At 73.5% G+C, this 13,606-nt stretch carries 14 protein-coding genes; 9 read left to right on the top strand and 5 right to left on the bottom strand.

Annotated features, from left to right (window positions below; genetic code table 11):
* Positions 1–28: 28 nt before the first annotated feature.
* The 3 genes from C229_RS0125905 (at position 29) to C229_RS0125895 (ending at position 4,351) form a co-directional block, all read left to right on the top strand.
* Positions 29–1,492, top strand: coding sequence for a sugar porter family MFS transporter (locus tag C229_RS0125905; protein WP_018658035.1), 1,464 nt, complete (start codon positions 29–31; stop codon positions 1,490–1,492).
* Positions 1,493–1,653: 161 nt separating this feature from the next.
* The gene (thrS, locus tag C229_RS0125900; protein WP_018658034.1) at positions 1,654–3,633 is read left to right on the top strand and encodes a threonine--tRNA ligase; all 1,980 of its coding nucleotides are present in this window, start codon (positions 1,654–1,656) and stop codon (positions 3,631–3,633) included.
* A gap of 106 nt (positions 3,634–3,739) precedes the next feature.
* Positions 3,740–4,351, top strand: coding sequence for a hypothetical protein (locus C229_RS0125895; protein WP_026314170.1), 612 nt, complete (start codon positions 3,740–3,742; stop codon positions 4,349–4,351).
* On the opposite strand, the gene C229_RS31900 is transcribed toward C229_RS0125895, so the two are convergent.
* Positions 4,348–4,944 (bottom strand): Asp23/Gls24 family envelope stress response protein, encoded by a 597-nt coding sequence (locus tag C229_RS31900; protein WP_018658033.1) that lies wholly within the window; start codon positions 4,942–4,944, stop codon positions 4,348–4,350. The genes C229_RS0125895 and C229_RS31900 overlap by 4 nt on opposite strands.
* A gap of 155 nt (positions 4,945–5,099) precedes the next feature.
* On the opposite strand from C229_RS31900, the gene C229_RS0125885 reads away from it, so the two are divergent.
* Positions 5,100–5,669 (top strand): HIT family protein, encoded by a 570-nt coding sequence (locus C229_RS0125885; protein WP_018658032.1) that lies wholly within the window; start codon positions 5,100–5,102, stop codon positions 5,667–5,669.
* Between the two features lie 2 nt (positions 5,670–5,671).
* Positions 5,672–6,052, top strand: a complete 381-nt coding sequence (locus C229_RS0125880) for a thiol-disulfide oxidoreductase DCC family protein (RefSeq protein WP_018658031.1) — start codon at positions 5,672–5,674, stop codon at positions 6,050–6,052.
* Here the strand turns inward: C229_RS0125880 and C229_RS0125875 are convergent.
* Complete coding sequence (locus C229_RS0125875) at positions 6,049–8,178, bottom strand: elongation factor G-like protein EF-G2 (protein WP_026314169.1); 2,130 nt, start codon at positions 8,176–8,178, stop codon at positions 6,049–6,051. The two genes, C229_RS0125880 and C229_RS0125875, sit on opposite strands and share 4 nt — an antisense overlap.
* Before the next feature lie 190 nt (positions 8,179–8,368).
* On the opposite strand from C229_RS0125875, the gene pgsA reads away from it, so the two are divergent.
* From pgsA to C229_RS0125855, 4 genes are read left to right on the top strand one after another with little or no spacing between them, the layout of a single operon-like run.
* Positions 8,369–8,992 carry a phosphatidylinositol phosphate synthase gene (gene pgsA / locus C229_RS0125870; protein ID WP_018658029.1) on the top strand — a complete coding sequence of 208 codons (624 nt, stop codon included), beginning with the start codon at positions 8,369–8,371 and terminating at the stop codon, positions 8,990–8,992.
* A complete protein-coding gene (locus C229_RS0125865) occupies positions 8,989–9,891 on the top strand; it encodes a phosphatidylinositol mannoside acyltransferase (RefSeq protein WP_018658028.1) in 903 nt (300 codons plus the stop codon). The genes pgsA and C229_RS0125865 overlap by 4 nt, the downstream gene beginning before the upstream one ends.
* Positions 9,888–11,033 carry a glycosyltransferase family 4 protein gene (locus C229_RS0125860; RefSeq protein WP_018658027.1) on the top strand — a complete coding sequence of 382 codons (1,146 nt, stop codon included), beginning with the start codon at positions 9,888–9,890 and terminating at the stop codon, positions 11,031–11,033. Before C229_RS0125865 ends, C229_RS0125860 begins: the two co-directional genes overlap by 4 nt.
* Complete coding sequence (locus C229_RS0125855; protein WP_018658026.1) at positions 11,030–11,566, top strand: LemA family protein; 537 nt, start codon at positions 11,030–11,032, stop codon at positions 11,564–11,566. Before C229_RS0125860 ends, C229_RS0125855 begins: the two co-directional genes overlap by 4 nt.
* Positions 11,567–11,591: 25 nt before the next feature.
* On the opposite strand, the gene C229_RS0125850 is transcribed toward C229_RS0125855, so the two are convergent.
* From C229_RS0125850 to C229_RS31890, 3 genes are read right to left on the bottom strand one after another with little or no spacing between them, the layout of a single operon-like run.
* A complete protein-coding gene (locus C229_RS0125850) occupies positions 11,592–12,458 on the bottom strand; it encodes a maleylpyruvate isomerase N-terminal domain-containing protein (RefSeq protein ID WP_018658025.1) in 867 nt (288 codons plus the stop codon).
* Positions 12,455–12,934, bottom strand: coding sequence for a hypothetical protein (locus C229_RS31895; RefSeq protein ID WP_018658024.1), 480 nt, complete (start codon positions 12,932–12,934; stop codon positions 12,455–12,457). The genes C229_RS0125850 and C229_RS31895 overlap by 4 nt, the downstream gene beginning before the upstream one ends.
* Positions 12,931–13,521, bottom strand: a complete 591-nt coding sequence (locus C229_RS31890) for a hypothetical protein (RefSeq protein ID WP_051109127.1) — start codon at positions 13,519–13,521, stop codon at positions 12,931–12,933. The genes C229_RS31895 and C229_RS31890 overlap by 4 nt, the downstream gene beginning before the upstream one ends.
* Positions 13,522–13,606: the final 85 nt, after the last annotated feature.

Below are 13,606 nucleotides of genomic sequence, written 5' to 3'. Positions count from 1 at the left end.
CGGCGCGGGAAGAGGGAAGATCACCGTCATGGCTACAGACGGTGATGGTGGCGTCGCTCGCGCGCCCGAGGAGGATCGGCAGCCGGACCACTCGGCCGCCACCGCGATCCTGCTGGCCGGCGCCGCCGCGCTCGGCGGATTCCTGTTCGGCTACGACTCGTCGGTCGTGAACGGCACGGTCAACGCGATCGAGCGGCAGTTCGGCCTGAGCGACCTCGCCATCGGCTTCGTCGTCGCCTCCGCGCTGCTCGGCTGCGCGGTCGGCGCCTGGTTCGCCGGGCCGCTGGCCGACCGGTACGGCCGCGTGCGGATCATGCTCGTCGCCTCGTTCATCTTCTTCCTCAGCGCGATCGGCTCGGCGCTGGCGTTCAGCGCCGTCGACCTCACGCTGTGGCGGCTGTTCGGCGGCCTGGCCGTCGGCGCCGCCTCGGTGATCGCGCCCGCCTACATCGCCGAGATCGCCCCGGCGGCGCTGCGCGGCCGGCTCGGCTCGCTCCAGCAGATGGCGATCGTGCTCGGCATCTTCGCCGCACTCGTCGTCGACTACCTCATCGCCCGCGCGGCGGGCGGCGCGTCGGAGAGCTTCGGCCCCGGCGGCTCGGCCTGGCGGTGGATGTTCGCCAGCGCGGCGATCCCCGCGATCCTCTACGGAGTCGTCGCGCTGACGATCCCCGAGTCGCCCCGCTACCTGGTCAAGAAGAAGGACATCGGCGCCGCCCGCGAGGTGCTCGCCAAGCTCATGGGCCGGCGCGAGGTCGAGCGCAAGATCGGCGAGATCGTGAAGTCGATCAAGGTGGAGCGGCCCGTCCACCTGCGCGACCTGCGCGGCAACCGGTTCGGGCTGCTGCCGATCGTCTGGATCGGCGTCCTGCTGTCGGTGTTCCAGCAGTTCGTCGGCATCAACGTCATCTTCTACTACTCGTCGACGCTGTGGCAGGCCGTCGGGTTCAACGAGGGCGACGCGATGCTCACCTCCGTGATCAACTCGGTGGTGAACGTCCTCGGCACCGTCATCGCGATCCTGTTCGTGGACAAGATCGGCCGCCGCCCGCTGCTGCTGATCGGCGCCGCCGGCATGACGGTCACGCTCGGAGTCCTGACGTACTGCTTCGCCACCGCCAACGTCGTGAACGGCGAACCGTCGCTCGGGGACATCACCGGCCCGGTCGCGCTCGTCGCCGCCAACCTGTACGTGTTCTCGTTCGCCGCCACGTGGGGCCCGGTCGTGTGGGTCATGCTCGGCGAGATGTTCAACAACTTCATCCGCGCGTCCGCGCTGGCCGTCGCCGCCGCCGCGCAGTGGATCGCGAACTGGATCGTCACCACGTCGTTCCCCGGCCTGTCGGGCTTCTCGCTCGGCCTCGCCTACGGCATCTACTGCGCGATGGCCCTGCTGGCGTTCGTCTTCGTCTTCCGGGCCGTGCCCGAGACCAAGGGCCGTGAGCTGGAGGACATGGACCAGCTCCGCGGCCCGCGCGAAGCGACGTCCTGAGCTACACTGACGCCCATGATTCACGCCGCGAGCACGACGACGCCGGGCACGCCCCGGCGCCCCGCTCGCACGCGCTGAGTCGCGACGTTCGCTGAGGCCCCGGGAGCGATCCCGGGGCCTCACCGCGTTCCGGGTCGTCCCACGATCACGAGGAGATCTCCGTGTCCACCGTGTCTGAGCTGCGCATCACCCTCGACGGGAGCGAGCGGGTGGTGCCCGCCGGCACGACCGCCGGGCAGGCCCTCGACGCCGACGGCCGCACCGTGATCGCCGCCCGCGTCGGCGGTGAGCTGCGCGACCTGGCGCACCCGGTCGCCGACGGCGACGCCGTCGAGCCCGTCGAGATCGGTTCGCCCGACGGCCGCGCCATCATGCGGCACTCGGCGGCGCACGTGATGGCGCAGGCCGTCCAGGAGCTGTTCCCCGACGCGAAGCTGGGCATCGGCCCGCCCGTGGAGAACGGCTTCTACTACGACTTCGACGTCACCGACCCGTTCACCCCCGACGACCTCAAGCGCATCGAGAAGCGCATGCGCGAGATCGTCAAGCAGGCGCAGCGGTTCGAGCGCCGCCCCGTCTCCGACGACGAGGCCCGCGCCGAGCTGGCGGGCGAGCCCTACAAGCTGGAGCTGATCGGCCTCAAGGGCGGCGCCGCCGACGCCGGTGAGGGCGCCGACGTCGAGGTCGGCGCCGGTGAGCTGACCATCTACGACAACCTCGACGCCAAGACCGGCGACCTGCGCTGGAAGGACCTGTGCCGCGGGCCGCACGTGCCGACCACCCGCGTCATCCCGGCGTTCAAGCTGATGCGCACCGGCGGCGCGTACTGGCGCGGCAGCGAGAAGAACCCGCAGCTCCAGCGCATCTACGGCACCGCGTGGGAGTCGCGCGAGAGGCAGGACGAGTACCTGCACCTGCTCGCCGAGGCCGAGAAGCGCGACCACCGCAAGCTCGGCGCCGAACTCGACCTGTTCTCCTTCCCCGACGAGATCGGCTCGGGCCTGGCGGTCTTCCACCCCAAGGGCGGCGTGATCCGCCGCGTCATGGAGGACTACTCGCGGCGGCGGCACGAGGAGGAGGGGTACGAGTTCGTCAACACCCCCCACATCACCAAGGGCCGCCTGTTCGAGACCTCCGGCCACCTCGGCTCGTACAAGGAGGACATCTTCCCGCCGATGGAGGTCGACGGCAGCGAGTACTACCTCAAGCCGATGAACTGCCCGATGCACAACCTGATCTACCGGGCGCGCGGCCGGTCCTACCGGGAGCTGCCGCTGCGGCTGTTCGAGTTCGGCTCGGTGTACCGGTACGAGAAGTCCGGCGTCGTGCACGGCCTCACCCGCGTCCGCGGCATGACCCAGGACGACGCGCACATCTACACCACCCAGGAGGACATGGGCACCGAGATCAAGCGGCTGCTCGACTTCGTCCTCGGGCTGCTGCGCGACTACGGGCTCACCGAGTTCTTCCTGGAGCTGTCCACCCGCGACGACTCCGACAAGTTCATCGGCTCGGACGACATGTGGGAGATGGCGACCGGCGCACTGCGCGAGGCCGCCGAGGAGACCGGGCTGGACCTGGTCCCCGACCCGGGCGGCGCCGCGTTCTACGGCCCGAAGATCTCCGTGCAGGCCAAGGACGCCATCGGCCGCACCTGGCAGCTCTCCACCATCCAGGTCGACCCGAACCAGCCCGAGCGGTTCGGGCTGGAGTACCAGGCGGCCGACGGCACCCGCAAGCGGCCCGTCATGCTGCACCGGGCGCTGTTCGGGTCGATCGAGCGGTTCTTCGGCGTGCTGCTGGAGCACTACGCGGGCGCGATGCCGCCGTGGCTGGCGCCGGTGCAGGTCGTCGGCATCCCGATCGGCGACGCGCACGTCGCGCACCTGGAGAAGGTCGCGGCGCTGCTGCGGGCGCGCGGCGTCCGGGTCGAGGTCGACACCTCCTCCGACCGGATGCAGAAGAAGATCCGCAACGCGCAGAAGCAGAAGGTGCCGTACATGCTGCTCGCCGGGGACGACGACGTCGCCAAGGACGCCGTCTCGTTCCGCTACCGCGACGGTGAGCAGAAGAACGGCGTGAGCCCCGAGGCGGCGGCGGACGAGATCGTCGCCGCGATCGAGTCCCGCGCCCAGGTCTGATCCCGCCCGTGATCGCCCCGGACCCGCGCGGGCTCGGGGCGATCCGGGTGGCTTGCCCCGTCTTGGTAGCCTCGGCGGTCACGCCACGAACCGGGAGACAGCACGCATGAAGTCCAGCAGGCCCGCCGGTACCGGAGGCTCGCCCTGGTGGCGGTTCCTCGGCTACGGAGGGGCGCTGCTCCTGGTGGTCGCCGCGATCGGTGTGCTGCTGCTCCCGCTGCTGGACGACCCGGGCGGCTCCCGGGCGGCCGTGAACCCGACGCCCGGCCAGGTCCCGCAGGGCCAGGTTCCCGGGCAGGTCCCCGGCACGGTCCCGACGAATCCCGCGCCGCAGACCGTCCCCCCGGGCCAGCCCTCCGGGCAGCCGTCCGGGGCGCCGCAGCAGCCGCCGGGCGACGACGGCTCGGGCCCGCAGATCCCGCAGCCGAACGGCGGCGGCAGCGGCGGGACGCCGTGCGCCGACGGCGTCGCGATCTACCGGCCGGGCGCGGGCGGCCTGGAGGTCGTCGTGAAGCCGCAGGACAACGTGGCGGCCCGCGTCCTGGTCACGCTGCGCGGCAAGTCCCCGCAGCAGCAGATGGAGATGGTCCGTAAGGGCCAGACCAGGACGTTCTCCTTCGCCGGGGTCATGGTCACCGAGGTCGAGTCGGTGACGCTGACGACGGTCGCCCCCGGCGGGGGCGGCGGCGCCACCTGCGCCGCCCGCCCCGGCGCCTAGGCGGGGGAGCCGGGCAGCCGGACGTCCTCGACCGCGACGTTCACCGCCTCGACCCGCATCCCGAGCATCCGGCCCACCACCCGGGCCACGTTCGCCCGGACGATCGTGGCCACGTCCAGGACGACGCTCCCGTACTCGACGGTCAGCGCCAGGTCCAGCGACACCTGGTCGTCGTGGGTGCGGACCCGGACGGGCGCGCGCCGCTCACCGGCCGCCGCGCCGCCGGACCCGGCCCGGCCCTCGACGGCGATGACGCCCGCGATCTCCTGCGCGGCCAGCAGCGCGATCTTCTCGATGACCTCGTCGTCGATCGTGATGCGGCCCGGCACACCGTCCGCGGCGGCGGGCCGCTCGCCCGCCGCGCCCAGGCGCGGCGGCGGGACGGTCACGGGCGGCGGCGCGGACAGCGGCGTCCCGAAGCCGGGCGTCGGCCCGCCGGGCGTCGGTCCGCCCGGCGGCGGATCGGCGGGCGGTGTCAGCAGCGGCGGCAGCGGGGCGGGCGCCCCGGGGGAGCGTCCCGCGTGGTACGGAAGGGCGCCGAGGTCGGGCGGGGAACCCTCGCCGCCGGATCGGCCCTGCTCATAGTCGGTCATCGGTGCGGGTCTCCACGGGGTATCGACACGATCCGGCGCGGGAGGGCGGGGGAGCGGCCTCCCTGCCGCAGGGAGCACGGCCGCGCTCTTCTATGCTGCTGGTCAGGCCGTGAGCAAAGGAGAGCGCCGCCTTGAGCGTAGAGCCGGAGAAGCCCGTGGTGCAGGAGGCGCGCGAGGACGCCGGGGTCGAGGAACAGCGCGGCGCCGGCTCCCCGGACAACTTCCAGCGGCTCTGGACGCCGCACCGGATGGCCTACATCAAGGGCGAGAACAAGCCTCGCGGCAGCGGCTCCGAGGACGGCTGCCCGTTCTGCGAGATCCCGGCCATGTCCGACGAGGAGGGCCTGATCGTCGCGCGCGGCACGGCGGTGTTCGCGGTCCTCAACCTGTATCCGTACAACTCGGGGCATCTGATGGTCGTCCCGTACCGGCACGTCGCCGACTACTCCGAGCTGGACGAGGCCGAGTACACCGAGCTGGCCGTGCTGACCCGCCGCGCCCTCGGCGCGCTGCGCAAGGCCAGCGGTGCGCAGGGCTTCAACGTGGGCATGAACCTGGGGCAGGTCGCGGGCGCGGGCATCGCGGCGCACCTGCACCAGCACGTGGTGCCGCGCTGGGGCGGCGACACCAACTTCATGCCGGTGGTGGGGCACACCAAGGTGCTGCCGCAACTGCTGGCCGACACGCGGCGGCTGCTGGCCGACGCGTGGCCCGAGGGGGTCTGAGCATGGCGCGGCCGGTCCTGGTGTTCGACGGCGACTGCGGTTTCTGCACGTCGTCGGTGGGGTTCGTGCGGCGCCGCGTCCCGACCCCGGCCGCGATCGTCCCCTACCAGCGCGCCGACCTGGCCGCGCTCGGCGTCCCGCGCGAGCGCGCGGCCCGCGAACTGCTGTACGTGGACGCGTCCGGGCGGGTGAGCGGGGCGGCGCAGGCCGTGGCGCGGCTGCTCGTCGGCGCCGGAGGGGTGTGGCGCCCGCTCGGGCTGCTGCTGCGGGTGCCGCCGGTGTCGTGGCTGGCGCTCGGCGTGTACCGCCTCGTCGCCGCCAACCGGGGCAGGCTGCCCGGCGGCACCCCGGCCTGCGCGCTGCCCCCGGACGACCGGCGCTAGCCGGACGGCACGCGCCCGGCCAGGTGCGTCGGCAGGGGTTCGTACCGCAGGAACGAGCGGCGGAACGAGCCGGTGCCCTGCGACAGCGACCGCAGGTCCACGGCGTACCGGACGATCTCCAGCTCCGGCACCTCGGCGCGGACCAGCGTCCGGCCGCCCGCGATCGTCTCCGAGCCGAGGACGCGGCCCCGCCGCCCGGTCAGGTCGGACATGACGGCGCCGACGTACTCGTCGGTCACCAGCACCGCGACGTCGTCCACCGGCTCCAGCAGCAGCATCGGCGCCCGGCCCGCCGCGTCGCGCAGCGCCAGCGCGCCCGCCGTCTGGAACGCCATGTCCGAGGAGTCGACGGGATGGTGCTTGCCGTCGTGCAGCACGACCCGGACGTCCACCACGGGATGCCCGGCCAGCACGCCGCGCTCCATCTGCTGCCGGACGCCCTTCTCCACCGACGGGATGAACTGGCGCGGCACGACCCCGCCGACGACCCGGTCGGCGAACTCGAACCCCTCCCCGGCGGGCAGCGGCTCCACGTCGATCGCACACACGGCGTACTGGCCGTGCCCGCCGCTCTGCTTGACGTGCCGTCCCACCCCGGTGGCGGGCGCGCCGAACGTCTCGCGCAGCGCGACCCGCAGCTCCTCCCGCTCGACGGTGACGCCGTGCCGGGACGCCAGCCGCTCCACCAGCACGTCGGCCTGCGTCTCGCCCAGGCACCACAGCACGAGCTGGTGCGTCTCGGGGTTGTTCTCCAGCCGCAGCGTCGGGTCCTCGGCGACGAGCCGCGCCAGCGCCTGGCCGAGCTTGTCCTCGTCGGTCGTGGACGCGGCGCGCACCGCCACCGGCAGCAGCGGCTCGGGCATCGGCCACGGCGCCATCAGCAGCGGCTCGCCCGGGTCCGACAGCGTGTCCCCGGTCTCGGCCCGCGTCAGCCGCGCCACCGCGCAGATGTCCCCGGCCGCGCACGACCCGACGAGCCGCTGCCGCCTGCCGAGCGGCGAGGTCAGCGCGCCGACGCGCTCGTCCACGTCGTGGTCGGCGTGGCCGCGCTCCGCCAGGCCGTGCCCGGAGACGTGCACGAGCATGTCCGGGCGCAGCGTCCCGGAGAACACCCGCACCAGCGAGATCCGCCCGACGTAGGGGTCGGTGGTGGTCTTGACGACCTCGGCGACCAGCGGCCCGTCCGGGTCGCAGGACACCGCGCGGCGGGCGCCGCCGGTGATCCCGGTGACGGGCGGCACGGGATGCTCGGGCGGCGACGGGAACGCCTGCGTGACGACCTCCAGCAGCTCGGCCATCCCGACGACCGGCCCCGCCCGGTCGCCGTGCGGGACCGACGTCGTCAGCACGGGGTGGAACGCGCCGCGCGCGACGGCCGTCTCCAGGTCGGTGATGAGTGCCTTGACGTCCAGGTCCTCACCGGCGAGATAGCGGTCCATGAGCGACTCGTCCTCGCTCTCCTGGATGATCGCCTCGATGAGCGTGGCCCGCCGCTCCTCCACCTCGTCCGACCGCTCCGGGTCGGGCGCGCACTCCACCCGGCTCCCGCCGGAGTAGTCCAGGCAGCGGCCGGTGAGCAGCCCGATCAGCCGGTCGCCCGGCAGCGGGTAGTAGAGCGGCACGACGCCCTCGCCGAACGTCTCCTGGCACGCGGCCATGGCGGCGGCGAAGTCGCCGCGGCGCTGGTCGATCTTGGTGATGACGACGGCGCGCGGCATGCCGACGGCCGCGCACTCCTCCCACAGCAGCCGCGTCTGCCCGTCCACGCCGTCCACCGCCGACACGACGAACAGCGCCGCGTCGGCCGCGCGCAGCCCGGCCCGCAGGTCACCGACGAAGTCGGGGTAGCCGGGCGTGTCGATCAGGTTGACCTTGACGCCGCCGTGCTCGAACGGCGTGAGCGCCAGGTTCACCGACCGGTGCCGCCGGATCTCGGCCTCGTCGAAGTCCGCGACGGTGGTGCCGTCCTCGACGCGGCCCGCGCGCGGCACCGTGCCGGTCGCGGCGAGCAGCGCCTCGGCCAGCGTCGTCTTGCCCGTTCCGGAGGGGCCGATCAGCACGACGTTGCGCACCGCCCCGGGCTCGCCGGCCGCCGGTGCCCCGCCGGGGCCTCCTCTGTCCGCCATCGTTGCCTCCTCGGCTTGGGGGAGCCGGCCCGCACCGTGACGTGACCGACATCACACGCGTACGTCCAGCCTTGACCGGACCGCGCCCGAGCACAAGGGGCGGCGGGCTGCGCCGCTGATCACTCACGACGCGGGGGAGCACTACGATGAGCGCCGCCGGGTAAGCGGCCCGGCCCCCGGAAAGGAAGTAATGCTCAAGTCTCTGCGGCCCGCGCTGGGCCGTGTCCTGACCCCGGTCGGCCGGGCGGTCGCACGCACCGGACTGTCCCCGAACGTGATCACGGTCGTCGGGACGGTGGGCGTCGTCGCCGGGGCCCTCGGGTTCTTCCCGCGCGGCGAGTACTTCTGGGGCACGATGGTGATCACCGCGTTCGTGCTGTTCGACATGCTCGACGGCGCCGTGGCCCGCGTCACCGGCAAGATCTCCAAGTTCGGCGCCTTCCTGGACTCCACCATGGACCGCGTCGCCGACGCCGCCATCTTCGCCGGGCTCATGATCGGCCTGAACCGCGACGGGGAGACCGTCCTGGCGGGCCTGGCGCTGTACTGCCTGGTCTCCGGCGTCGTCGTCTCCTACGCCAAGGCCCGCGCCGAGGGGCTCGGCTACACGTGCGACGTCGGCGTCGCGGAACGGTCCGAGCGGCTGGTCATCGCGCTGGTCGCGGCGGGCTTCCACGGCCTGGGCGTCCCCTTCATCCTCGCGATCGCGCTCTGGGTGCTAGCGGCGCTCAGCACCGTCACCGTCGCGCAGCGGTTCCACACCGTGTGGAAGCAGGCCGCCGACGCCGCCCGCGCGCCGGAGCGCACGCCGTGAGCGGGCTGCGCGACGAGGCCGCCGACGCCGCCTACGCGCTCGGCTGGGGCGTCGTCCGCAAGACGCCCGAGCGCGTGGGCCGCCTGGTGTTCGCCGCCCTGGCCGACCGCACCTGGCAGCGGCACGGCGGCGGCGTGCAGCAGCTCGAACGCAACCTGTGCCGGGTGCTGGGCAAGAAGGAGGTGGACGACGAGGTCCGCGTCCTGTCCAAGCGGGTCCTGCGGTCCTACTTCCGGTACTGGCTGGAGGTCTTCCGGCTCCCCGAGTACGACCGCGACCGCATCCTCGGCAAGATGCGCGTCACCGGCCACGAGAAGCTGTTCGCCACCCTCGACTCGGGACGCGGCGCGATCGTCGCGCTGCCCCACATGGGCAACTACGAGCAGGCCGGGGCGTGGCTCGTCCACAGCGGATATCCGTTCACGACCGTCGCCGAACGCCTCAAGCCCGAGTCGCTGTTCGACCGGTTCGTCGCCTTCCGCGAGAGCCTGGGCATGGAGGTGCTCGCGCACCGGGGCGCCTCGGCCTACGGACGGCTCGCGCAGCGGCTGCGGGCCGGGCGGCCCGTCTGCCTCGTCGTCGACCGCGACCTCACCGCCGGCGGCATCGACGTCGACTTCTTCGGCGAGACCGCGCGGATGCCCGCCGTCTCCGGCGCGCTCGCCGTGCAGACCGGCGCCGCCCTGTACCCGGTCACGCTCTGGTACGAGGGCGACTACTGGTGCGCCCGCGTCCACGACGAGATCCCGGTTCCCGAGTCCGGCGGGCGGCAGGACAAGATCCGCGCCATGACGCAGGATCTCGCGGACGTGTTCGCGGCGGGCATCGCCGCGCACCCGCAGGACTGGCACATGCTCCAGCGCGTCTGGGTCGCGGACTTCACTGAGAGGCCCGCGTGAGGATCGGCATCGTCTGCCCGTACACCTGGAACGTCCCCGGCGGCGTCCAGCAGCACATCCGCGACCTGGCCGAGGCGCTGATCGGCTACGGCCACGAGGTCTCGGTGATCTCCCCGGCCGACGAGGACGCGCCGCTGCCGTCCTACGTCGTGCCCGCCGGGCGCGCGGTGCCCGTCCCCTACAACGGGTCGGTGGCGCGGCTGGCGTTCGGGTTCCTGTCGGCGGCGCGCGTCCGGCGCTGGATCAACGACGGCGGCTTCGACGTGCTGCACGTGCACGAGCCCGCCGCGCCGTCGCTCGGCCTGCTGGCCTGCTGGACGGCCGACGGCCCCATCGTGGGCACGTTCCACGCCTCCTACGACAAGTCGCGCATCGTGTCGGTCACCGCGCCGATCCTGCGGTCGGCGCTGGAGAAGATCACCGGCCGGATCGCGGTGTCGGTCGCGGCCCGCACGACGCTGGTGGAGCACCTCGGCGGCGACGCCGTGCTCATCCCCAACGGCGTCGCGACCGAGCGCTACACCACCGCCGAGCCGCTGCCCGGCTGGCCGGGCGAGGGCGGCGCGCTCGGGTTCCTCGGCCGCATGGACGAGCCCCGCAAGGGCCTGCCGACGCTGCTGCGCGCGTTCGAGATCCTCGGCCGGGAACGGCCCGGCCTGCGGCTGCTGCTCGCCGGGCCCGGCGACGTCGACGAGGTCCTGTCCCGGGTCTCGCCCGAGTTGCGCGACCGCGTCGTCGCGCTCGGCCTGGTCAGCGAGGAGGACAAGGTCCGCGCCTACCACTCGGTGGACGTGTTCGTCGCCCCCAACACCGGCGGCGAGAGCTTCGGCATCGTGCTCGCCGAGGCGATGTCGGCCGGGGCGCCGATCCTGGCCAGCGACATCGAGGCGTTCGACCGCGTGCTGCGCGGCGGGCGCGCGGGCGTCCTGTTCCCCGTCGGCGACGCCACCGCGCTGGCCGCCGCCGCCGGGGACCTGCTGGACGACTCCGCCCGCCGCAAGCAGCTCTCGGCCGAGGCCCGCACCGCCGTGCGCGACTACGACTGGTCGTCGGTCGCCCGCGACGTCCTGCGCGTCTACGAGACCGTGGCGGGCGGCGCCGGCGGCGTCATCGCCGCCGACCGGACGCAGGGGGTCCGATGACCTACGGCTGGATCATCGACGTCCTGTTCTGGATCGCGCTGGTCTTCCTGATCGGCGTGTACGTGTCGTGGCGCGCCACCCGGCTCGACCGGCTGCACGTCCGCGTCGAGACGGCCCGCGCCGCGCTGGACGCCGCGCTGGTGCGCCGCGCCGCCGTCGCGCTGGAGCTGGCCGCCTCGCGGCTGCTCGACCCGGCGACGAGCCTGGTCCTGGCCACCGCCGCGCACAGCGCCCGCACCGCCGACTCCGAGCGCCGCGAGTTCGCCGAGAGCGACCTGTCGCGCGCGCTGCGCGCCGTCGTCGACCAGCCCGACTTCGCCGCCACCCTCAACGGCGACGTGGAGGGCGTGACCGTGCTGGACGAGCTGAGCGGCGCCGCCGCCAAGGTCGTCTACGCCCGCAACTTCTACAACGACGCCGTCGCCTCGGCCCGCACCGCGCGCCGCAAGTACCTCATCCGCGTCCTGCCGCTGGCCGGGCGCGCCCCGCTGCCGGGGTTCTTCGAGATCGACGACGACCCGCCCCGGATCTGACCCGCCGCGATCCGGGGCCGGGCCGTCACGACGGGACGCGGACGGTCCGCAGGAAGACCGGCAGCAGCCACGGCCGCCGCCCGCCCACCCGGACCCGGCGGCTGAGCAGCACGCTCGTCCGGCTGCGCATGCCGAACAGCATCATGACGAGCGCGGTCGGGTCGCACGTGACGCGGACGTCGGGCGTGCGGCCGGGCACCTCGGCGGTGACCCGCCCGTCCGCGAGCACGAGCGTCACCGGATCGGTGTGATCGGAGTGCAGTTCGACCGTGATGGGCCGGTCGCGCGGCTTGCCGCCTCCGGCCAGCAGGTCGCCCGGGCCGTGCCGGGTGAGGCCGATGATGAACTGCTCCAGGAACCGCGCCGCCACGAACGGATCGACCGGCCACGGGGCCCCGGCGCGCCGGGCGATGTCGTATCCGTGCAGCGTCAGCTCGTTGGTCAGGTGCGCGAGCAGCCCGCACAGCGGCACCTGCGCGCCGCCGATCCAGTCCACGGTCTCCTCCGGGTCGCGCCCGGACGTCGCCGACAGGACGGCGTCGACGTGCTCGTCGAGCATCCGGGCCAGCGCCTCGGGGTCGCGCTCGGTGAAGTGCGCGAGCGCGATCCGGTTCAGCTCGTGGATGTCGTCCACGTTCGCCGCGCGGCGGCGCTCGGCCAGGCCGGGCACCGGCAGCGGCGCGCCGCCGGGCACGGTCAGGCTCGTCGCCAGCCACGCGACGATCGCGACGTGCGCCGCCGTGTCCGCCATCGACCAGTCGTCGGTGGCGGGCTCGGCGGCGTCCGGCACCGAGCACAGGAGACGGCCGAAACGCTGCTCGGTCTCCTTGAGCGACGTCCGGATCTCGTCCCAGTAGGTGGGCGGGCTCGGTGCCGGGTGGGGTGGGGTCATCGGTGCTCCCGCACGGTCGTCTCGTCGTGGACAGGGTGGCCGGCCCGGCGGGCGGGCAGGCCGCGCCGCACGCCCCAGCCGAGCAGGCCGACGCCGACGGCGATGAGCGCCGCCGTCGGAATCCACTCGCGGGTGCCGCCCGGCGGGTAGACCAGGCTGCGGCGCCCGGTGTCGCGCGCCTCGGTGCGGGCGCCGGGACGCAGCCCGGGGCCGCTGCCGTAGAGGGCGACGCCGGTGCGCTCCGGCGCGTCGGTCGCGGGCCGGAACGTTCCCCGCCAGCCGCACGCGCTGTGCCCGGGGTGCTCGATGCAGGAGCGCTCGGTCGCGGTGAACGTTCCGGGGACGCCCACGTCCGCCTGCGCGGAGCGCCACACCAGGCCCACGTTGGGCAGGCCCAGGTACAGCAGGAAGGTGCCGGCGACGATCGTCAGCAGGACCGGCGGGGTGATCCGCAGACGGCGCCGCGCGGCGCTCATCCGCGTCCCGCGCCCGCGCCCACCGGCTCGCGCCGCTCGGCGCACGTGCACGCCGCGCGGTCCGCCGCGTCGCCGTCCTCGGCGGGGACGGCGCGCCGGTGCAGGATCATGGCGACGACCATCGGGGCGAAGACGATCGCGTTGTAGAACAGGTGCAGCTCGACGCGGGGGAAGATGAGCTGCGCGATGCTGGTGGGCGCGGGACGGCCCGCGAGGTTCGACCCGACCTGCGACTGGATGAGCAGCAGGAGGTGCTCCAGGTGGTGCCAGATCTGGATGCCGAGGGCGATGTTCCACCAGGTGCGCGAGCGGCCGGTGAACCCGGGCCGCAGCAGGAACAGGAAGACGAGCATCACGAGCGCGTAGCCGTAGTGCAGCCACTCCGACTTGATGAGCCAGGGGAAGGGCATCCCCAGCACGCCGCGCGCCTCGGGAACGGGCCAGCCGAGCACCCAGATCTGGATCGCCTGGGTGACGTGCTCGGCCCAGTGCGCGATGACGACGACCATGAAGAGGGCCAGCGCGGGGCGGTGATGGCGCGTGTTGAGCGTGGTGACGGTGGTGCGGAGTGCGGACACGGAAAACATCCTTTCGTCCGTTCTGTAACACTGTGATTTTTTACAGTGGCCGACCCGGGTGGGAAGGGGAGGGCGATGGCCGATAGCGGACGGG

This window comes from Actinomadura flavalba DSM 45200, assembly GCF_000374305.1.
GTDB lineage: Bacteria > Actinomycetota > Actinomycetes > Streptosporangiales > Streptosporangiaceae > Spirillospora > Spirillospora flavalba.
This window is presented reverse-complemented; position numbering and strand designations above follow the sequence as displayed.

Coding starts and splice junctions, on each gene's coding strand:
- C229_RS0125905 (WP_018658035.1), top strand. CDS start 29: ATGGCTACAGACGGTGATGGTGGCGTCGCTCGCGCGCCCGAGGAGGAT.
- C229_RS0125895 (WP_026314170.1), top strand. CDS start 3,740: ATGAAGTCCAGCAGGCCCGCCGGTACCGGAGGCTCGCCCTGGTGGCGG.
- C229_RS31900 (WP_018658033.1), bottom strand. CDS start 4,944: ATGACCGACTATGAGCAGGGCCGATCCGGCGGCGAGGGTTCCCCGCCC.
- C229_RS0125880 (WP_018658031.1), top strand. CDS start 5,672: ATGGCGCGGCCGGTCCTGGTGTTCGACGGCGACTGCGGTTTCTGCACG.
- C229_RS0125875 (WP_026314169.1), bottom strand. CDS start 8,178: ATGGCGGACAGAGGAGGCCCCGGCGGGGCACCGGCGGCCGGCGAGCCC.
- pgsA (WP_018658029.1), top strand. CDS start 8,369: ATGCTCAAGTCTCTGCGGCCCGCGCTGGGCCGTGTCCTGACCCCGGTC.
- C229_RS0125855 (WP_018658026.1), top strand. CDS start 11,030: ATGACCTACGGCTGGATCATCGACGTCCTGTTCTGGATCGCGCTGGTC.
- C229_RS0125850 (WP_018658025.1), bottom strand. CDS start 12,458: ATGACCCCACCCCACCCGGCACCGAGCCCGCCCACCTACTGGGACGAG.
- C229_RS31895 (WP_018658024.1), bottom strand. CDS start 12,934: ATGAGCGCCGCGCGGCGCCGTCTGCGGATCACCCCGCCGGTCCTGCTG.
- C229_RS31890 (WP_051109127.1), bottom strand. CDS start 13,521: ATGTTTTCCGTGTCCGCACTCCGCACCACCGTCACCACGCTCAACACG.